We start from the raw sequence: 18,664 nt of genomic DNA on the forward strand, positions 1-18,664 counted from the left end.
GCAAGGCCGCTCCGAAGGCGCCGGCATCTCCGGCCTGCCCGTCTCATCCAGAGCTCTCTCATGAACAGTCCTTTGCGCGAGCAAGATCAATCGCGGGCCGCCGGACCCCCGCCGATCCCGGGTTCGTTCGCAGAACCCGTTCTCACTAAGAAGCAGGACGGGCCTCCTTCTGAGACTTGCATTGTGCGAAGATCCGGGCCCGTGACGGACCCTCGGCTTCCTTCCTCAACCGACCGGTCGGACGCCGACGACGCCGAACAGCACGCCTGTCCGAAGTGCGTCGCCCAGCCCGGTTCCCCGTGCCGCTCGCGCGGCGGCGCGGTCGCCTCCGCCTACCACACCCGCCGCTTCACGAAGGTGCCCCGGCTGAAGAAGGCGCTGCGGGTGCCGACCCCGGCCGACCGTGGGCCGGGGTCGGCCGTGGCGGCCCGGCACCCCGCCACCGGCGCCGATCGACCCGGACCTGCCGAGTGCGGACATCCACATCGGCTAACGCGCGATGCTCGACGCTCAACTCCCAGCTCGACGCGCTCAGCAAGCACGGCATCCCGAGGGGCAAGATCTTCAGCGAGAAGATCAGCACCCGGGTGCGGGTCCGGCCCCGGTTCGAGAAGGCGCTGCGAACCGCGCGGGAGGTCAAGGCGCACGCCCCGCACTGCCGGGTCATCTTCACCGTGTACGAGATGAAGCGCCTCGGCCGCGACGCCGCCGAACTCACCGCGCTCACCGACCACCTCACCGCCCACGGCCTGGTCCTGGAGATGCTCGCCGGACCCCTGCCCGGCATCTACGACCCCACTGGCCCGGGCAAGCTGCTGTTCGCGTACTTCGCGGCGATGGCGGAGACCGAGCGAGAGAACATCCGCGAGTCCACGTTGGAGGGCCTGGACACCGCGGCCCGCAAGGGCAAGCACGGCGGCCGGCCCCCGGCGATGACCGACGACATGCTGCACACCGTGCTCCGGCGCCGGGCCGGCGGCGAGTCCGTCGGGCAGATCCAGCCCGACCTGTTCATCCCCACCGGCAAGCGCAAGGGACACAAGCCTTCCGTCAGATACTTGAGTCAAGACACTTGGAGAAAGTGCAGGTCAGAGCCGCCATGGACGAAATTTTGGAGCGTTGGGCATCTCGGCAAGCGGCGAAAGCCCCCCAGATCTCGGTTGAAGACCTCCGCGAACTCGCGGACAGTTTGGGTATCGAATTGGGTGACTGAGCTGCTTCGAGGGGCCCTGCCTGGATAGCAGGGTCCCTCGGTGTGTGTGAGAAATCGGCAAGCTGCCCCGCGCCATGGCCTCCCTGCGCAACCTCGCCATCAGCGTCTTCCGCCAGGACAGCCGGACGCCAGACCTACATCGCCGCGCCCAGACAGATCTCGTTCACGCAATGCCCCTGACTGGCGACCACGGCGGGGGTCACGTCCGCTGGAGTGGTGTATTGACGGCCACTCGGTGATCTCCTTTTGAGGCTATGCGGTGAGTTCGGTGGGCAGGTCGGTCTCGTGGGTTTCTGACTCGATCGGGTGGAGGCAGGCTTTGGCCAGCAGGTCGAGTCCCATGTAGCGGCGGGCCTCGGTCCACTCGTCGTTCTGTTCGGCCAGCACGGCGCCGACGAGCCGGATGACGGCGGTGCGGTCGGGGAAGATGCCGACCACGTCGGTGCGGCGGCGGATCTCCTTGTTCAGCCGTTCCTGCGGGTTGTTCGACCAGATCTGCCGCCAGATCTCGCGTGGGAAGGCGGTGAAGGCCAGCAGGTCGTGCTGGGCGGTGTCCAAGTGGGCTGCGGCCTTGGGAAACTTGGCCTCCAGCGCGTCCAGGACGTGCTGCATCTGGGCCTTCACGGCGTCGGTGTCGGGTTGTTCGAAGACGGTCCGCAGCAGCGTGGCCACCCAGGGCTGGGCCGATTTCGGGACCTGGCTGAGCAGGTTGCGGGCGTAATGAGTGCGACATCGCTGCCAGCTCGCGCCGGGCAGGACCGCGCCGATGGCGTCGATCAGGCCGGCGTGCGCGTCGGAGATGACCAGCTGGACGCCGGACAGGCCGCGGGCGATCAGCGAGCGCAGGAAGGCCAGCCAGCCGGCGCCGTCCTCGGCGGTGGCGACATCGATGCCGAGGATCTCGCGGTGCCCGTCGGCGTTGACGCCGACCGCGATCAAGGCGTGGACGTTGATGATCCGGCCGCCCTCGCGGACCTTCTGGGTCAGCGCGTCCACCCAGACGAACGCGTAAGGGCCCTGATCCAGGGGCCGGTTGCGGAAGCGGCGACCTGCTCGTCCAGGTGCTTCGCCATCGCGCTGACCTGGGACTTCGACAGCTGGGTGACGCCGAGGGACTCGGCGAGCTTCTCGACACGGCGGGTGGACACGCCCAGCAGGTAGGCGGTGGCGACCACCGAGATGAGGGCCTGCTCGGCCCGGCGACGTCGCTCCAGCAGCCAGTGCGGGAAGTAACTCCCGCTCCTGAGCTTGGGGATGGCGAGTTCGACGGTGCCGGCCCTCGTGTCCCACTCGCGCGGGCGATATCCGTTCCGGTGGTTGACTCTCTCTTCGCTGACCTGCCCGTATTCAGCATTGCAGAGGGCATCCGCCTCCGCGGACATGAGCGCGTCAGCGAACGTCTTGACCATCGCGCGCAGCAGATCGGGACTCGCCGCGGCGAGGTTGTCTTCGGCGAGGGCGTGCAGGGGCAGACTGTCGGATGCGGTCATCGTGCTGATCTCCTTCGAGGCTTCGACACCTCGAAGATCAGCCGGTGGCCGTTCATCTATGCGGGCCTCATCCCGACGCCGGAGCAAACCCCCGGATCAGGTCGAACCCGTACACCATCTCCATGGACGCAACCACGGCGGGAGCGAACTGCTAGCACTTCAGATCGCCAATCGCCTCAGCCATTCGGCCAGACTGCGGGTCAAGGTCAGGGCCCCGGCGTTTGCCCGGATCGCCCCGGCCTGGGCCGGTTGATCATGCTGGCGGGCCTCGGAAGCAGATGAACACGGCACCTGTGGATCATGGAGTTCTCTACGCTGCAAGATCCACGAAGGTGCCGTGTTCGTTCCTCCATCATCCCCTGCCGTCGTTCCCGTCTCTCCGGCGCCCCGCCTGGAGGCCCTCGGCTCGGATGCCGCGCGAGACCAAGTCCGCGGCCTGGTTGCCGAGTTCGAGTCGGTCACCGATCCTCGCGGGGCGTGCGGGGTGCGCTACCGGGTCTCCTCGCTGCTGGCCCTGGTGGTCTGTGCGATGACCCCGGCGGGCCATGACTCCATCACCGCGGCGGCGGAGTGGTGCCGACGTGCGACGCCTGAGGAACTGGCCGCTTTCGGTCTGCCCTACCATCCGTTGCGCGGCCGCTACCGGATCCCGAGCGAGAAGACCTTGCGCACCGTTCTGGGGCGGCTCGATCCCGGTGAGGTCAGCGCGGCCGGCTACGACCACCTGCGGCCCCTGCTGTCCACGGTGTCCCACTCTCCCGAGCCGCTCATGCCCGACGGCGGCATCGAACGCGAACAGCGCCGCGCCCACCGGGCGGCCGCCCGCGCCGAACCGGTGCGCTCCCGGCGCCGGGCCATCGCGGTGGACGGCAAGTGCCTGCGCAGTGCGAAGCGCCCGGACGGCAGCCGCGTCTTCGTGCTCTCCGCCGTCCGGCACGGCGACGGCATCACCCTCGCCTCCCGCGAGATCGGCGCGAAGACCAACGAAATCCCCGAGTTCCAACCCCTGCTCGACCAGCTCGACGACGCCGATCTCAAGGGGGCCGTCGTCACCGCCGACGCCCTCCACGCCCAACGCGACCACGCCACCTACCTGCACGAACGCGGCGCCCACTACCTGCTGACCATCAAGAACAACCAGCGCGGCCAAGCCCGTCAGCTCCACGCCCTGCCCTGGAAGGAGATCCCCGTCATCCACCGTGACGACGCCCGCGGCCACGGCCGCCACGAACAGCGTCTCGTCCAGGTCGTCACCGTCAACGGCCTGCTCTTTCCCCACGCGGCCCAGGTCCTGCGCATCCAGCGCAGACGCCGTCTCTACGGAGCGAAGAAGTGGTCCAGCGAGACCGTCTACGCCATCACCGACCTGCCCGCCGAGGAAGCGAGTGCCGCCGAGATCGCTTCATGGGCTCGCGGGCACTGGACCGTGGAGAACACCGTCCACTGGTGTCGGGATGTGACCTTCAACGAGGACAAGTCCCAGGTCAGGACCCACAACACGCCCTCAGTCCTCGCCGCCGTCCGCGACCTGATCCGCGGTGCGCTCAAGCTTGCCGGGTACGTCAACACCGCCGCCGGCCGCCGAGCCCACACCGAACGCACCCTCGTCCTCAGCCTCTACGGCATCACATGATCAAACCGGACGACCCGGGCAAACGCCGGGGCCCTGGGGTCAAGGTCTGCAGGTTTCTGGCCTTTCGGTCGAGGTGCCCACGCCGAGACAGCGCGAAGATGAGCGCGAACGGAAGCCCCGGACGTAACGGGGGCCAACCAGTGCTTGGGCCGGTATGCTTCTTCCTGAAAGCGCCTTTTAAAACACCTCGCCTGCAGAGAGGACGTGTAGTGAATCTGAAAATTCGCACTCTTGGAGATCTCATGCGAACCTCTGGAGTGACGCCAAAGACTCAATCAAGTTCGCCAAAGCGTCGCGTTCTTACGAGCCTTGCGACTATTCTCGCCGCGTCGGGCGTTGTGGTCGCAAATCCTTCCGCTGCGTTCGCCAATTCCACCTTCACTGCTGTGGGGTATTGCGACACGAATTACCAGTGTGCGGGAGGTAGTGGCTCGAGTAGCAGATGGTCAGTGAATTTCGATGACGGGCCGACGGTATCGACAATTGACCTCCATGAACTGTACCGCGACCAGAGCGACACCATGTCCTCCTTTCGCATTCTCGGGAGTGTGATGTCGCGCGCCAATCACCCGAATGAAACAGTCACGATTCATCAGCAATTTTATCGAGACAATGGCGGGCAGGTGCCGCTCGGAGAGTACGAAACACGGTTCAGGGCGAGCAGCTCCAACAATGCCCAGCGCTTCAATTTCGATCAAGGCATACCCAATTTGCCGTGGAATGACCAGGTGTCGTCGGTTGCTATATGGATAACGAGAAAGTAGCTGACTGGCCTTAAAGAAGCTCGATCCTTCGTGACGACCTGCCGACTCCGTTGGCAGGTCGTTTCGCTTTCCGTGGCTCTTGGTGGGCAAATCTATAGTCCGGCTGGTGTCTCGGGTGAGCTCCGGATTTCATTGTTTCGAAATTGAACTTAGTCTTTTTGCCACCGAACCGAGTCATGCCGGATTGGCGCGCTCAGAACCACGACACGAGTGAGGGCCGACGGCAAGCCCTGGATCTCAGCACGTGGCCGGGGCCCCAAAAAACGGGGGCTGCGGTCGGCGATTCCTAATGCCGTTCGTCAAGCCGTGGCGCACGCCTGAGGTAGCGGGCAGGAGGTGTCGGAGGCAGGGCCCCGGCGTTTGCCCGGATCGCCCCGGCCTGGGCCGGTTGATCATGCTGGCGGGCCTCGGAAGCAGATGAACACGGCACCTGTGGATCATGGAGTTCTCTACGCTGCAAGATCCACGAAGGTGCCGTGTTCGTTCCTCCATCATCCCCTGCCGTCGTTCCCGTCTCTCCGGCGCCCCGCCTGGAGGCCCTCGGCTCGGATGCCGCGCGAGACCAAGTCCGCGGCCTGGTTGCCGAGTTCGAGTCGGTCACCGATCCTCGCGGGGCGTGCGGGGTGCGCTACCGGGTCTCCTCGCTGCTGGCCCTGGTGGTCTGTGCGATGACCCCGGCGGGCCATGACTCCATCACCGCGGCGGCGGAGTGGTGCCGACGTGCGACGCCTGAGGAACTGGCCGCTTTCGGTCTGCCCTACCATCCGTTGCGCGGCCGCTACCGGATCCCGAGCGAGAAGACCTTGCGCACCGTTCTGGGGCGGCTCGATCCCGGTGAGGTCAGCGCGGCCGGCTACGACCACCTGCGGCCCCTGCTGTCCACGGTGTCCCACTCTCCCGAGCCGCTCATGCCCGACGGCGGCATCGAACGCGAACAGCGCCGCGCCCACCGGGCGGCCGCCCGCGCCGAACCGGTGCGCTCCCGGCGCCGGGCCATCGCGGTGGACGGCAAGTGCCTGCGCAGTGCGAAGCGCCCGGACGGCAGCCGCGTCTTCGTGCTCTCCGCCGTCCGGCACGGCGACGGCATCACCCTCGCCTCCCGCGAGATCGGCGCGAAGACCAACGAAATCCCCGAGTTCCAACCCCTGCTCGACCAGCTCGACGACGCCGATCTCAAGGGGGCCGTCGTCACCGCCGACGCCCTCCACGCCCAACGCGACCACGCCACCTACCTGCACGAACGCGGCGCCCACTACCTGCTGACCATCAAGAACAACCAGCGCGGCCAAGCCCGTCAGCTCCACGCCCTGCCCTGGAAGGAGATCCCCGTCATCCACCGTGACGACGCCCGCGGCCACGGCCGCCACGAACAGCGTCTCGTCCAGGTCGTCACCGTCAACGGCCTGCTCTTTCCCCACGCGGCCCAGGTCCTGCGCATCCAGCGCAGACGCCGTCTCTACGGAGCGAAGAAGTGGTCCAGCGAGACCGTCTACGCCATCACCGACCTGCCCGCCGAGGAAGCGAGTGCCGCCGAGATCGCTTCATGGGCTCGCGGGCACTGGACCGTGGAGAACACCGTCCACTGGTGTCGGGATGTGACCTTCAACGAGGACAAGTCCCAGGTCAGGACCCACAACACGCCCTCAGTCCTCGCCGCCGTCCGCGACCTGATCCGCGGTGCGCTCAAGCTTGCCGGGTACGTCAACACCGCCGCCGGCCGCCGAGCCCACACCGAACGCACCCTCGTCCTCAGCCTCTACGGCATCACATGATCAAACCGGACGACCCGGGCAAACGCCGGGGCCCTGGTGTCGGAGGTGCGGGGTACAGTCCGTTCATCCGACTGGGGAGGGCTCATGGCGACCAAGTGGAGCTTGACGATCGACTGTGCGTACCCGGGGAAACTGGCCGCGTTCTGGGCGCTGGCGTTGGGCTACGCGGAGAAGCCCGCGCCCGCAGGGTTCGGGAGCTGGGAGGAGTGGTTCTCGCATCATGAGGTTCCGGAGGACGAGTGGGATGACGGGGCGTACCTGTCAGATCCGGATGGCGTGGGCCCCACCTTGTCCTTCCTGAAGGTGCCGGAGCCGAAGGTGGCGAAGAACCGGCTGCATATCGACGTGCAAGTTGGTGGCGGCCGTGAAACCCCGTGGGAGGTGCGCTGGCCGCGCGTGGTCGAGGCGGTGCAGCGGTTGACCACTGCGGGCGCGACCGTGGTCCGCGAGGACGAGTTGCAGGGCAGGCCGGATCACGTGGTGATGGCAGACCCGGAAGGTAACGAGTTTTGCCTGGTCTGACGGGGTCGGTCAGGCCAATTGGCCGCGCGCAGCGTGTCGCGTCCCTTCCTATGCGGCAGCCCTTGTCGGCGGAGCGGGCTCGTAGCGCCGTCCGTCGCGGAGGAGGGCCCAGAGACACCTCACGGTTGCAACGTGTCAAGCAGCGGCGGGTAGTTCGATGCGAAAGGCGAGAGTCTCGTCGAACAGGATGTGTTTCTGGAGGCAGTGGTAGAGCTGGCCGATCATCTTGTTGAACAGGTTCCTCTGAGCGGCGGCGTGCCAGTCCCCGGCCTCGCGGCGTCGGTCGTAGTGTGCCTTGGCCCCGGGGGAGGCGGTTAGGGCTGCGAAGGCCCAGAGGTAGCCGGTGTGGTTGAGCCGGTCGTTCTTCACCCAGCGTCTGGTGATGCTGGACTTCTTCCCAGAGGCCCTGGTGATCGGGGATGCGCCGGCGTAGGCCTTCATGCCGCGGGCGGTGGTGAAGCGGGTGTGATCGTCCCCGATCTCAGCGAGGATCCGGGCGCCGAGCTGGGTTCCGAGTCCGGGGAAGCTCAGGATGATCTCGGCGTCCGGGTGCTGAGGGAAAGCCTCTTCCACCGCCTCGGCGAGCTGGTCGGCGGCGATGCAGGCGGCGTCGAGCTGCCGCAGCAGGGCGAGCATCTGCTTGCCGAGCGCGTCCTCGACCAACGGTGGCTGGTGCGCGTAGTCGGCCCGCAGAACCTCGCGGATGCGTTCGGCGTCGGTGCCGATCCGGCGTTGGCGGCCGGCGCGTTTGAGCGCCGAGTGCAGTTGCGCGATCGACAGCCTGGCGGCTCTCGTCGGGGTGGGTGCGAGTTCCAGCAGGACTCTGGCCTCGGGGCGGCAGAGGCCGTTCTGCCAGTGCAGGTAGGCGTCGAGGGCGGCGGGGAAGTACTCGCGCAGGAGCGAGCGGAGCTGGTTGGACAGCTGCTGCCGGTTCCAGACTGCGTCCTGCTGGGCGCGCGCGAGGACGGCGATGGCGCGGGCAAGGTCGCTGTCCTGCGGCAGCGACCGATGCGCGTGCATATCGGTTCGCAGGATGTTCGCCAGGACGAGGGCGTCGCCGGGGTCGGACTTCTTCCGGGTGACCGCGTGGCGGTCGCGGTAGCGGGCGGCGGCCATCGGGTTGATCGCGTAGACCTGCCGCTTCCCGGTCCGGAGCACGGCGACGAGCAGGCCGCGGGAGGTCTCGATGGCGATCGGAATGGGATCGTCCTCGGTGTCGCCGTGCTCAGCGAGCAGGTCCAGGAGGATCTTGTAGCCGGCTGCGTCGTCGGTGATGTGGCGCTTGGCCAGGAGCTTGCCGTCGTCGTCGACCAGGGCGACGTCGTGCGTCTTCTCGGCCCAGTCGATGCCGCAGTAGATCAACTTCCCTCCTCTATGTGCGGGTGTTCGCGCTGGTCACGAGCGCATGCGGGGCCACGCAGCGACCTAATTCCAGGCCTCGATCACGGATCGGGCCGACACCTCACTAGCCGTTCGTGGCACCAGCTCACCGCACGGGCCCCGGTCTGTTCCCAGAGCTCAGGCGCTCGGGGTAAGCGAGAGATCACCGTGCGACGGGCTCGCACCACCAACTCCAACGAGTGATCAAGCAGACGGTGTTGACGCCGCTGGTGGTCGTGAAGGCGCCGAACGCCGCCGATCTTGGCGGAGGCATCATGGCCAGGCTGAAAGAAGGCGTGCGTCCGGAGCCCACACAACCAACAGCAGCGTCAGCGCTGGGTGGGTGGCGGACACGAGGGCACCCGATGGCACCGCTCTCTGGGAAGGCATCTTGGCCGTGACGTTGAGAGGTATCCGGAACTCACGAGGCCACCACCCGCCAGCTGGGTTGCGCAGCCGTGCTCGTCGGAGACCTTGACGGCCCGGTGGAGTGCAGGCGTCACAACCTGTTCGAACCAACTCGCCGACTGGCGAGAGCCGGTGAGTTCCTTACAGGGGAATTAGGACGTTGACGCGGCGGCGTGCGAGGGCAAGGACGGCCTGGGTATGGCGCTTGCCCTCGGCGCGTTTGCGGTCGTAGAACCGCCGGGATGCCTCGGACCGCCGAATGCTGATCAGCGCGGAGGTGTAGAGCACGCGCTGGAGCCGGCGGTTGTAGCGTTGCGGGCGCCGCAGGTTGCCGCTGATCTTGCCGGAGTCGCGCGGGACCGGGGCGACGCCGCCGAAGGCGGCGAGGCGGTCGGGGGTTCCGAAGACGGCCATGTCACCGCCGGTGGCGGCCAGGAACTCGGCACCGAGGATGATGCCGAGGCCGGGCATGCTGGTGATCACCTCGAAGTGTCGGTGATCGCGAAATCGGGCCTCGATGAGCTTTCCGAGCTCGGCGACCTGCTCGTTGAGGGCCATCACCTCCTTCGCCAGGGTGTGCACCATCTGGGCGGTCAGCTTCTCGCCGGGCAGGCTGGTGTGCTGGCGTTCGGCGGCTTCGACCGCGGCCTCGGCGAGCTGGTCGGCTCGGAGGACCTTGCGGTTCCGCAGCCAGGTCTCCAGGCGCTTGGCGCCAAGTCTGCGGATGGCCGCGGGGGTCTGGTAGCCGGTCAGCAGGGTCAGCGGGCCCTTGTTGGTGAGGTCCAGGACCCGTTCCAGGCCGGGGAAGATGCCGGGCAGCTGGGCCCGGAGCCGGTTGACGATGCGGGTGCGGTCGGCGACCAGGTCTATACGGCGACCTGTGAGGATCTTGAGGTCGGTGACGGTCTCGTCGCCGGTGCGTAAGGGGTTCAGGTCGCGGCGGATGCGGACCTGGTCGGCGATGACGGCGGCGTCCTTGGCGTCGGTCTTGCCTTCGCCGCGGTAGCTCTCGGAGGCGCGGTGGATGGCGCGGCCGGAGATGTAGTGGACCTGCTGGTCGTGGTTGAAGAGGACTGTGATGGCCAGGGCGGCTCCGCCGTCGGCCAGGTCGATGCCCCAGGTCACCTCGTCGCCAAGGGCTAGGACGTCGGTGAGGAGTTCTAGGAGTTCGGGCTCGTCATTGGCGACGCGCCGGGACAGCAGCCGGTGGCCGCTCTCGTTGATCGCGACGCAGTGGTGGTGGGTTTTGCCTGCGTCGATGCCGGCCCAGATCGCGGCCATGGTGCCTCCGTGCGGTGGGTGTGCTCGGTGCCTCCCGACGGACGACCTCGCTGTCGATTCCCTACGGAGCGATCATTCGCAATTCCTAATTGGCAGCCGAGTCGTCGTGGGGCGTCGGGTGGCCAATCGCTGGTTGCCCCAAGCGGCAGAACTTTGAAAGCCACGCCCGACGCCCCTGGGTGGAAGAACCATACGAAGGGCTCGCCCTGTCCCGCAGACAACGTAGGGAACTGTTGAGTGCAGCCCGGCAGGCTGGGCTGGAGCCATGGCAGCCAGCCGCCGGTTCGTCGGGGCTGGACTGACCCAGGCACCACAAGTAGTCACCTCCTGCCCTGGGCACTCCACACTCGGCCCAGCGACCTCGGTACCGTCAAGGGGACAAGCCCTGATGGATGGAGCACGATGCCTCGCCGCCCTCTCGAACGCTGGCGCCTCACCCCCAGGGGGGCGCGCTGATGCTGGAAGAAGCCGAAGAGATCGGCCGTCGCGCACGTCGCGCACGGCTCCGCCTTGGCATGACGCAAGCCGACCTCGCTGCCGCCCTGGGCAAAACACAGGGTTGGGTGTCCAAGATGGAACGCGGCCACATCGAACTCGACCGCGTCGGCCTGCTCAACCTGCTCGCCTCGGAACTGCATGTACACCCGAACGACCTGATCGGGCGTCCGTACAACAACACCGCACCGGCCGAGAACCAGTGGCAGGTGTCTGCCGCCGCGATCATGCGCGAGCTGCGCCGCTACGACCTCGCTCCCGTCTTCGACGGAACGCCCCGTACAGCCGGTCAGCTGTGGCAGGAAACCACCCGCCTGCATCGCCTCCGCGACGCTGCCGCGAACGTGGCGATCGTGCAGGTGCTCCCCGACCTGTTCCGTGAGGCGCGCGCCCTGGCCGAAGTCGCCACGGGCCATGAGCAGGAAGAGGCGTATGCCATCTACGCGGTGTGCTGCAAGTTCGCCCACACTGCCGCGCACGCGCTTGGACACCCGGAGCTGGTGGCCATGGCATGCGAACGAGCTGCTTGGTCTGCGCGGCTGTCGGGCGACCCGGTGATGCCTGCCGTCGCCGACTGGATGCGCGTGTGGGACATGTGGGCAACGGCAGACTGGGACGACTCTGTTGCCCTGTCCGACAAGGCGATTCGCAGCGTGCAGCGAGAGTACGACCGCGGTGACCCGCTGGCTGTTCGGGCCTGGGGGACATTGCAACTGCGCGCTGCTGTCTCTGCCGCGCGCGGTGGTCGCAAGGCTGAAGCGAAGGACCGGATCAAGCACGCGCGGAGTGCAGCCAAGCGGATGCAAGAAGCCGCCGGCCCTCCGGTGTACGACCGTCTCACTGGACTTGAAATCTTCCGTGCAGAGGCCCTGAAATCACACTGAGCTACTTGCCCCCTCGCCGTAGCTATACGAGAACAGGGCCGTCGTAGCGTCACAGTCGGCCCGTGGGGCGGCCGACGGCATCGCGTTCCACTTCGGGTGAGTGGTCCAGGATGTGGTGGACGAGAGCCAGCGCAGGGGAGTTGAGAATCCACAGGGCCCCGCTGCGGTGCTGGACACGCACGGCCGGTCGGGCACCCATGCGTCGAGCACCCTGCCGGTCGAGGTGGCCCGCTGTGCGCTCGTGGTAGCCGACGGCGCGCACCCAGGTGCCGGGGGCCGAGCGCAGCGCGGCGGCCAGCCCGTCAGGGTCGCCCGCGTGGACACCGCAGTCGACGGAGGACGCGGCGGCCGCCATCGCGAGGAGATGCAGATGGTGGTCGTGCAGCCCGGGCAGCAGAGCGTCGCCATGACCCTCGACCACCTCTGCCCCTGCGACGGGGGTGATATAACCGACCGCCACGACGGTCGCACCGCGTACGTGGACGTCAACCCTTCGGCCGTCGACCTCGACGTCGCGGAAGACCGTGTCGGCACGGGAGTTCCTCCATGCTCCGCCGGTGCGGATCCCCTCTCTCGGCACGTGCGTCCCCCAGTCCCCAGTCCAGCGCCGGCGTCGCATCGATGGCGTGCCCGGTCAACGCGAGATACGCCGTCCGCCACCGCCCGATCCTGCGTGTGACGCCAACCGTGCCCCCGGCTCCCGGGATCAGGCCCATCTCCAGCTCGGGCAACCGAAAGTACGCGTCGTCTGCCGCCGTCACGCGGGGTGCGAAGGACGGTACTTCGACGCCCGCGCCGACGCGGGCACCGTGCACCTCGAAGCGGATTCGGTCGCCGAGAGCGGCGACATGACGCGCGGCGGAGCGGTGCAGCCTGAGGAGGTGAGCGGTCGCCATGTCCGGCGCCGTGCCGAATTCGTCCAGGTCGCCACCGCTGCAGAACGACGGGCCTGCGCCACTCACCACAACGTGTTCCACGCTTCGATCGAGGAGCGCTAACTCCAGCCCTTCGAGCAGCCCGTCGCGCACGGCGTGGCCGAACGCGTTATGCCGTTTGGGCTTGTTGAGAGTGATCCGTAGCGTGCCGTCGTCCCGGTCGAGGAGCACCGGATCCGCACAGGCCGCCGTGGGGCGCGGCTTGGAGCGCGATCGCCAAGCCGCGAACTCCCTGGCGCCGAGCAGTATCGAGTATGAGAGGGACTCGATGAGCAGTCCTTCGGCGACCGTCGCCTTGGGCGTCGCTCGGAGCGTTTCGTCCAGCGTCAGCGCAGCCTACGGAGCGCCGGCGACCGTGGCACGGACGGCGTCGACATCCGAAGCAGTCCCCGCGCAGTACGGGGCGAGTCCGCCGCCGAGGGTGACCGTGAGCTGCTCGACGACCGGCACCGCTTCGGGTGGGAGCGGCGCGGTGGCAACGCCCACGAGCAGCGGAGCAGGAGCTACGCGAGGCGGGAGCAAGGGGTCGTCCCAGTCCATGCCGTCGAGCGGAACGACATGAAGCGGCGTCACCGGGGCGCCCGCTGCGGTGAGTTCCAGGCGGCCGCTCATCAGGAATTTGCTTGTCATGAAGCCGTTAGTTCTCCCGCATCTGCGCTGTTGGCAGGTGTCCTGCGAACAGCGAAGCGGTTATGTGTCCCACACAGTAAGACCTGTTCCCCTAAGGAGAAAGTGCTCCGCAACGTCCGGGTGCCGGTGGAGAACTGCATCGGTGGGGAGAACAACGGCTGGGCCATGATCACCGGTCAGCTCAACACCGAACGCGTCGCCGTGGTGGCCACGGCGCCCTTCGAGTAGATCCTCGCGAGTGTGCGGGCGTGGGCCGCCGAGACCAAGGCGCCTGATGGCTCGTATGTCCTGGACGACCCTTCGGTGCGCCAGGCGCTCGCCCGGCGCCACGCGCGTATCGTGCGACATCGCGCCGTCGACCCGCCAGGTGCGGCCGTCGAGACGGGCATGGAAGCCGGGCGACGTACTGGCGCACCGATCCAACCCTAGCCGACCGTGACGGCCGGCAGGCTGCGGACGAGGTGGAGGCCCGAATCGGCGCCTGGGTCGCGGAGCGTGAGGCCGATGAGTCGTCGGTCTGCTCCTCGCGGCCGGTGTCCCCGCCGCCGTGTCCATCGACAGTCGGTGGGTGCACGAGCACCCTCACCTCGCAGGACGAGGCGCGTACGAAACGGCCGAACTGCCTTATGCCGGCACGGTTCCGTTGCCGACTCTCCCGTTCCGCCACCGAGGCCGGCCCGCCTGGCTCACTCGGCGCCCGTCGACCCTGGGCGAACACAATCGCGAGGTGCTGATCGGTGAACTGGGGCTGACCGAGGAGGCGTACGCCGGCCTGGTGGAGCAGGGCGTCGTCGGCACCGCTCCCGAGGGGTTCTGATGGCGACCGGAAGCGGACCGCTGGCGGGCGTGCGCGTGGTGGAACTCGCCGCGCAGGGCCCGGCCCGATGCCGCGGCCGCCACGATCCTCGGCGAGCGTCGTCCGTACACGTGCGTGCCGTGGTTCTGGTCGGATCAGGGCAGCCTGCGCATCCGGATCGTCGGACTGCGTGCGAGCGACGACACTGCTGTCACACGCCAATTCGGCGATCGCGACAGATGCCTCGTCGGCTACTACCGGGACGGGCGACTGGCGGCTGTCGAGGCCGTCAACGCGACCGCCGACTTCATGGCCTTGAAGAAGGCGCTGGCCTCCGGAACGGAGATCGCGGCTTCCGATCTCATGGATCCGGACGTATCGCTGAAGACGCTCATCAAGGCGGTGACCGCGAATGCGGTCAGTTCCGGCTGAACAGATCTCCTCCGGACGGGCCGGTCGAGCCCCGAGCGTCGAGCAGCGTGGTGACATACGACTCGACCAAGGGCGTCCAGCGCTGTCGGTCCTCGGAGCTGAGGTCGTCGATCAGCTTCTGGAATACCGTCAGCTGGACTTCGAGCACGCGCGTGAGCAGCGCCGCCCCCTTGCGCGAGATGCGGACCAGTGTGCTGCGGCGGTCGAACCCGTCCACCGCGCGGTCCACCAGCCGCAGTTGGGTGAGCTGGCGCAGGCGCTTGCTCGCCTGCGAAGGGTCGATCGCGAGCCGGGCCGCGACCTCTGCGACGGGGAGAGGGCCGCTGCGTTGGATCACTTGGAGGGCGAACAGCCCGGTCTGCCGTACGGGCGCGTCGATGAGTTCCAGCAGATCGTTGAACCCGCTGGACTGGCCGACCCAGGTGACGATTCCGATGACTGGGCGGAAGAAGGCGCGGGTTCCGGCGTCGTAGTCGTCACCCGCAAGCTCCGTCCAGCGGTCAGCGGCCGCGGACCGGGGGCTGTCGGGCAGCGCCGTCACCAGCCGGTCATACACGAGCGTGAACCATTCGGCGAGCGCCGCGATGCCGTCAGCGGACCACCGGGGTTCCGCCACCAGGTAGTCGCGGCTCCATGCGAGCAGCCACCGGTCGAGCGTCGCCGCGGCCGGCTCCGACAGTTCCAACAGGGTCCGGCGGCGATCCGCAGGATCCGTGCTGCGTACGAGGTGTCCGGCAGCCTCGAGCTGGGCCGCCTGTCGGCTCGTCTGGCCGAGATCGATGCCGAGCTCGCGTGCCACCGTGCTGGTCGGCACCGCGCCACGGCTGCCGAGGAGCTCGATGAAGCGCAGGTCGGAGGGCGACAGTTCGGTTCCGGTCACCGCTCGCAACCCGCGGCTGTGCGCCCGCGTACCGGACATGAAGGCGACCGTGTTGATGAGTCTGAGCGTCGCCCTCTCCAGCGCGAGCTCCTCGGGCACCCGGTCCACGCGGACTCCCCTTCCCCCACCACTCCATGAACGGCAGCCCGTATGCCGAGATACGGGACATCTATCAAGCATTGCACATCCATGCGGGTGGCAGAGAGTCGGCAGCGGTGCCCAGCACTGACGGGACCATTTGGAACCACGAGGTCGACGTACTGATCGGCGGCAGCGGGGCCGGCGGAATGGTCGGGGCCATCACGGCCCAACACCTTCGGGCTCACGTCGCTCGTGGTCGAGAAGGCGGCCGGGATCGGCGGCTCGACCGCGATGTCCGGCGGAGGGATCTGGATCCCCAACAATCCCACCCCGCGCAAGGAGGGGCAGACGGACGATGTCGAGGACGTGCGGCACTATCTGCGGGCTGTCGTCGGCGACCGCGTCGCGGCCGATCGGATCGACGCCTACGTCGACTGCGGGCTCGAGGTGCTCGAGATGCTGCATCGCGTCAGTCGGCACATGGAGTTCTCCTGGTGTCCCGGTTACTCCGACTATCACCCTGAGCTGCCCGGCGGCAGGGCGGCGGGCAGGACCATCCAGCCGCGTCCGATCGACGTCCGCAAACTGGGGGACGAGGAGCGGAAGTTGCTAGCGCTGGACGTCCCCATGCCGCTCGGTCTGTGGTTCACGGGCTACGAAGCGCGTAACCTCATGATGATCCGGCGCGAGTGGAAGGCCCGGCGGATGCTGGGCGTGGCGGCCTGGCGGGTCGTCTCGCGCGCGGCCGCCGCGCCGTGGCTGCTCGTTCTACGCAGCGGCCTGGTGGCGAATGCGGACACGCTGCGCGAACTCGCCGAGAAGATCGCGGTCCCGCCGGACGCCCTGGAGGCCACGGTCGCTCGCTTCAACGGCTTCGCGGCCAAGGGCAGGGACGAGGACTGCGGGCGCGGCGACAGTCCGTACGACAACTATTACGGCGACCACTCACTGCCGAACCCCAATCTCGACACGATTGACGGCGGACCCTTCTACGCGATCCGGATCGGAGGCGGGGGATCTGGGCACCAAGGGCGGCGTACTGACGGACGCTCAGGGCCGCGTGCTGCGGCCGGACGGCAGCGTGATCCCTGGTCTGTACGCCACGGGCAACGCATCGGCCGCGGTGATGGGCAACGAGTACGCCGGGGCAGGAGCCACGATTGGTCCCGCCATGGTGTTCAGCTACCTGGCGATGGAGCACGCGGCGAAGAGCGCCGCGGGCTGAGTGCCCTGCCAAGGTACTCCCCGAGGGGCGCACACCTTACTTGGCTGCATACAGTCATCTGTCCGAGCTGTCCTTCAAGTTGGGGCCATTTCGCCCGATTCCTCCATTCTGTAGCGGAGGAAAGCGGGCTCAAAATTACTTGATAAAAGGCATGCACATCTCTTGGCAGTAACCGTGGCGTCACTAGAATTGAAATCAATTCCAGTGGCCGAAGGGTGCTGACAATGACGCTGGCGCTGTCGTCACGACCGGAGGTCGCGGTGCGACCGCCCTCGATGGTCGAGCGAATGACGTTGATCATGGACTGCTTCGAGGGACCGAAGACCCGGCTGCTGTTGGAGGAGGTCTCCCGCCGCACCGGACTTCCGAGGTCGACCGCGCACCGCATCCTCGACCAGCTCGTGCGGCTGCAGTGGGTCGAGCACACCCGCTCTGGCTACCACCTCGGGCGGCGAGTGCGGACCTGGGGGGCGCGGGAGAGCGGGCACTCGGATCTGCGCGCGGCCGCCGCGCCGTGGCTGCACGAGCTCGCCGTCATGACTGACCTCGTCGTACATCTGGGCACCCTCGACGAGACGTATGTCGAGTACCTGGACAAGGTCGGCGGCCGCCGGGCTGCCGCTGTCGCCTCCCGTGTCGGAGGCCGGGCACCCGCGCACTGCACGGCGCTCGGCAAGGCGATGCTCGCCTGGCTGCCGCCGGAAGAGATCGACGAGTTGTACGCCGACGGGGTGCCGGCCGCGACGGGCGCGAGCGTCGACGGCCTTCCCGCACTTCACCGTGAACTCGGCCGTATCCGGCGTGACCGAGGGCTCGCCGTCGAACGGGGGGAGTGCGTCGAGGGGATCGCGTGCGTCGGCGTGGCGATCCGGGGACCTGAGGGTCCGGTCGGCGCTATTTCCCTGGTCGCCGGGCACGCGTCGCCACTGGAGCGCATCGCGCCGCTGGTGTACGACATGGCGCAGCGGATCACTCTGGACCTGTTCGGCGAAAGCGCACTGCGCACGGCACGCGTAGGCACGGCCTGAGCGGCGCCTCTGCGCGTAGATTCCTGGTCCCTGTACAGACCCCGGTCGCCGGTCCCCCTGCCGGCGACCGGGGAGTTCAGCTTGATCTAGCGCGGAACCCCGGGCGTTCACGCCCGGGAGGAAGCGCTTCTCTGGATCGCTCTGACCCGCTCCTGCTGCACGGGTCGGGGCCCGGTTGTCACCGGCTGGCGCAACTTCCGGCACAACCTGCCGACGCTTGCGCGGCAATTCCGCTGTCTCGTCCTGGAGTTCCCTGGCTTCGGTATCAGCGATCCGACCGACAGGCACCCCATGCTGGCCGCGCCGCGGGCCGTGCGAGCGCTGCTCGACGGGCTCGGACTGCAGCAGGCCGACGTTGTCGGCAACTCTATGGGCGGAGTCGTCGCACTTCAGCTTGCGATCGGCAAACCGGAGCTCTTCCGGCGAGCACGCCGTGCTGCGGCGCCGGCTGGAGTTCCTGGAGACTTCCGCGAGCTTCTTCTACGAGGGTGATCGTCCGCTGTCCGCGGAGGAGACCGCCGATCCCTACCGCCGCGGCATGCTGCTCATGGTCCGCAGCATCAGCCAGGCCGAACGCGCCTGGTTGCACCAGGTGCTCGACGGCGGCGAGGGTGATTGAACGCCCCGCCGGATGGCGCAACTTTGCTGACGGCGGGACTGCTGCCTCTTCTTGAGGGTTGAGGGACCACGTGAGGCGCTCCCGGTCACCGGGATCGACCGACACCGAACGGCCCAGGCGATGAAAGGGTGCCCGGCACACCAACTCCCGACTGCCGGGGATCACTTCATCTGGAGCCGCTGTGTCCCGTTTCTCC

At 67.8% G+C, this 18,664-nt stretch carries 18 protein-coding genes and 4 pseudogenes; 15 read left to right on the top strand and 7 right to left on the bottom strand.

Annotation, left to right across the window (positions count from 1 at the left end):
* Window positions 1-60: 60 nt before the first annotated feature.
* Window positions 61-336: pseudogene (locus tag J8M50_RS50395) on the top strand (zinc finger domain-containing protein); the annotation flags it as partial.
* A 134-nt stretch (window positions 337-470) separates the two neighbouring features.
* Window positions 471-1,241 (top strand): recombinase family protein, encoded by a 771-nt coding sequence (locus J8M50_RS17785; protein ID WP_006379225.1) that lies wholly within the window; start codon window positions 471-473, stop codon window positions 1,239-1,241.
* A gap of 224 nt (window positions 1,242-1,465) precedes the next feature.
* Here J8M50_RS17785 and J8M50_RS17790 read toward each other — a convergent pair.
* A pseudogene (locus J8M50_RS17790) lies at window positions 1,466-2,703 on the bottom strand (IS256 family transposase).
* Between the two features lie 337 nt (window positions 2,704-3,040).
* Here J8M50_RS17790 and J8M50_RS17795 point away from each other — a divergent pair.
* From J8M50_RS17795 to J8M50_RS17810, 4 genes are all read left to right on the top strand, one after another.
* On the top strand, window positions 3,041-4,336 hold the full coding sequence (locus J8M50_RS17795) for an ISAs1-like element IS1629 family transposase (RefSeq protein WP_006378747.1): 1,296 nt from the start codon (window positions 3,041-3,043) through the stop codon (window positions 4,334-4,336).
* Between the two features lie 449 nt (window positions 4,337-4,785).
* A complete protein-coding gene (locus J8M50_RS17800) occupies window positions 4,786-5,100 on the top strand; it encodes a hypothetical protein (protein ID WP_223786220.1) in 315 nt (104 codons plus the stop codon).
* Window positions 5,101-5,576: 476 nt separating this feature from the next.
* Entirely contained in the window at window positions 5,577-6,872 is a 1,296-nt protein-coding gene (locus J8M50_RS17805; RefSeq protein ID WP_006378747.1) for an ISAs1-like element IS1629 family transposase, read from the top strand.
* Between the two features lie 84 nt (window positions 6,873-6,956).
* Window positions 6,957-7,394, top strand: a complete 438-nt coding sequence (locus J8M50_RS17810; protein WP_010361140.1) for a VOC family protein — start codon at window positions 6,957-6,959, stop codon at window positions 7,392-7,394.
* Window positions 7,395-7,529: 135 nt separating this feature from the next.
* Here the strand turns inward: J8M50_RS17810 and J8M50_RS17815 are convergent, their stop codons facing one another.
* Both J8M50_RS17815 and J8M50_RS17820 read right to left on the bottom strand, forming a co-directional pair.
* Window positions 7,530-8,756 (bottom strand): IS110 family RNA-guided transposase, encoded by a 1,227-nt coding sequence (locus J8M50_RS17815; RefSeq protein WP_061335571.1) that lies wholly within the window; start codon window positions 8,754-8,756, stop codon window positions 7,530-7,532.
* 567 nt (window positions 8,757-9,323) lie between these two features.
* Entirely contained in the window at window positions 9,324-10,463 is a 1,140-nt protein-coding gene (locus J8M50_RS17820; RefSeq protein ID WP_010354086.1) for an IS110 family RNA-guided transposase, read from the bottom strand.
* A gap of 455 nt (window positions 10,464-10,918) precedes the next feature.
* Here J8M50_RS17820 and J8M50_RS17825 point away from each other — a divergent pair.
* Window positions 10,919-11,794 (top strand): annotated as a pseudogene (locus tag J8M50_RS17825) (helix-turn-helix domain-containing protein); the annotation flags it as partial.
* 97 nt (window positions 11,795-11,891) lie between these two features.
* On the opposite strand, the gene J8M50_RS17830 reads toward J8M50_RS17825, so the two are convergent.
* The 3 genes from J8M50_RS17830 to J8M50_RS17840 form a co-directional block, all read right to left on the bottom strand.
* Window positions 11,892-12,302, bottom strand: a complete 411-nt coding sequence (locus J8M50_RS17830) for a hydrolase (protein ID WP_223786221.1) — start codon at window positions 12,300-12,302, stop codon at window positions 11,892-11,894.
* Between the two features lie 25 nt (window positions 12,303-12,327).
* Complete coding sequence (locus J8M50_RS17835) at window positions 12,328-12,948, bottom strand: enoyl-CoA hydratase/isomerase family protein (protein WP_010354083.1); 621 nt, start codon at window positions 12,946-12,948, stop codon at window positions 12,328-12,330.
* A 165-nt stretch (window positions 12,949-13,113) separates the two neighbouring features.
* Entirely contained in the window at window positions 13,114-13,407 is a 294-nt protein-coding gene (locus J8M50_RS17840; RefSeq protein WP_037727451.1) for a hypothetical protein, read from the bottom strand.
* Window positions 13,408-13,509: 102 nt separating this feature from the next.
* Between J8M50_RS17840 and J8M50_RS49135 the strand changes: the two genes are divergently transcribed.
* The 3 genes from J8M50_RS49135 (at window position 13,510) to J8M50_RS17850 (ending at window position 14,635) form a co-directional block, all read left to right on the top strand.
* Window positions 13,510-13,635 (top strand): hypothetical protein, encoded by a 126-nt coding sequence (locus tag J8M50_RS49135; RefSeq protein ID WP_010354081.1) that lies wholly within the window; start codon window positions 13,510-13,512, stop codon window positions 13,633-13,635.
* A 340-nt stretch (window positions 13,636-13,975) separates the two neighbouring features.
* A complete protein-coding gene (locus J8M50_RS17845; protein ID WP_223786222.1) occupies window positions 13,976-14,224 on the top strand; it encodes a hypothetical protein in 249 nt (82 codons plus the stop codon).
* Between the two features lie 114 nt (window positions 14,225-14,338).
* Window positions 14,339-14,635 (top strand): oxidoreductase C-terminal domain-containing protein, encoded by a 297-nt coding sequence (locus J8M50_RS17850; protein ID WP_006378921.1) that lies wholly within the window; start codon window positions 14,339-14,341, stop codon window positions 14,633-14,635.
* On the opposite strand, the gene J8M50_RS17855 is transcribed toward J8M50_RS17850, so the two are convergent.
* Window positions 14,622-15,623 (bottom strand): MarR family winged helix-turn-helix transcriptional regulator, encoded by a 1,002-nt coding sequence (locus J8M50_RS17855; RefSeq protein WP_006378900.1) that lies wholly within the window; start codon window positions 15,621-15,623, stop codon window positions 14,622-14,624. The two genes, J8M50_RS17850 and J8M50_RS17855, sit on opposite strands and share 14 nt — an antisense overlap.
* Before the next feature lie 264 nt (window positions 15,624-15,887).
* Here J8M50_RS17855 and J8M50_RS17860 point away from each other — a divergent pair.
* From J8M50_RS17860 to J8M50_RS17880, 5 genes and pseudogenes are all read left to right on the top strand, one after another.
* A pseudogene (locus tag J8M50_RS17860) lies at window positions 15,888-16,190 on the top strand (FAD-binding protein); the annotation flags it as partial.
* Between the two features lie 196 nt (window positions 16,191-16,386).
* Complete coding sequence (locus tag J8M50_RS17865) at window positions 16,387-16,821, top strand: FAD-binding protein (RefSeq protein ID WP_306080762.1); 435 nt, start codon at window positions 16,387-16,389, stop codon at window positions 16,819-16,821.
* A gap of 224 nt (window positions 16,822-17,045) precedes the next feature.
* Complete coding sequence (locus tag J8M50_RS17870) at window positions 17,046-17,849, top strand: IclR family transcriptional regulator (RefSeq protein ID WP_010354078.1); 804 nt, start codon at window positions 17,046-17,048, stop codon at window positions 17,847-17,849.
* Window positions 17,850-18,092: 243 nt separating this feature from the next.
* Complete coding sequence (locus tag J8M50_RS17875; RefSeq protein ID WP_231885298.1) at window positions 18,093-18,341, top strand: alpha/beta fold hydrolase; 249 nt, start codon at window positions 18,093-18,095, stop codon at window positions 18,339-18,341.
* On the top strand, window positions 18,244-18,468 hold the full coding sequence (locus J8M50_RS17880) for a hypothetical protein (RefSeq protein WP_075693497.1): 225 nt from the start codon (window positions 18,244-18,246) through the stop codon (window positions 18,466-18,468). Before J8M50_RS17875 ends, J8M50_RS17880 begins: the two co-directional genes overlap by 98 nt.
* The last annotated feature ends 196 nt before the right edge of the window (window positions 18,469-18,664 follow it).

Origin of the sequence: Streptomyces acidiscabies, from assembly GCF_020010905.1 — a bacterium.
Lineage (GTDB): Bacteria > Actinomycetota > Actinomycetes > Streptomycetales > Streptomycetaceae > Streptomyces > Streptomyces acidiscabies.

Bases quoted from the DNA above. Each gene is read 5' to 3' on its own strand.
- J8M50_RS17810 (WP_010361140.1), top strand. From the start codon at position 6,957: ATGGCGACCAAGTGGAGCTTGACGATCGACTGTGCGTACCCGGGGAAA.
- J8M50_RS17820 (WP_010354086.1), bottom strand. From the start codon at position 10,463: ATGGCCGCGATCTGGGCCGGCATCGACGCAGGCAAAACCCACCACCAC.
- J8M50_RS17840 (WP_037727451.1), bottom strand. From the start codon at position 13,407: ATGACAAGCAAATTCCTGATGAGCGGCCGCCTGGAACTCACCGCAGCG.
- J8M50_RS17865 (WP_306080762.1), top strand. From the start codon at position 16,387: ATGCGGACACGCTGCGCGAACTCGCCGAGAAGATCGCGGTCCCGCCGG.
- J8M50_RS17870 (WP_010354078.1), top strand. From the start codon at position 17,046: ATGACGCTGGCGCTGTCGTCACGACCGGAGGTCGCGGTGCGACCGCCC.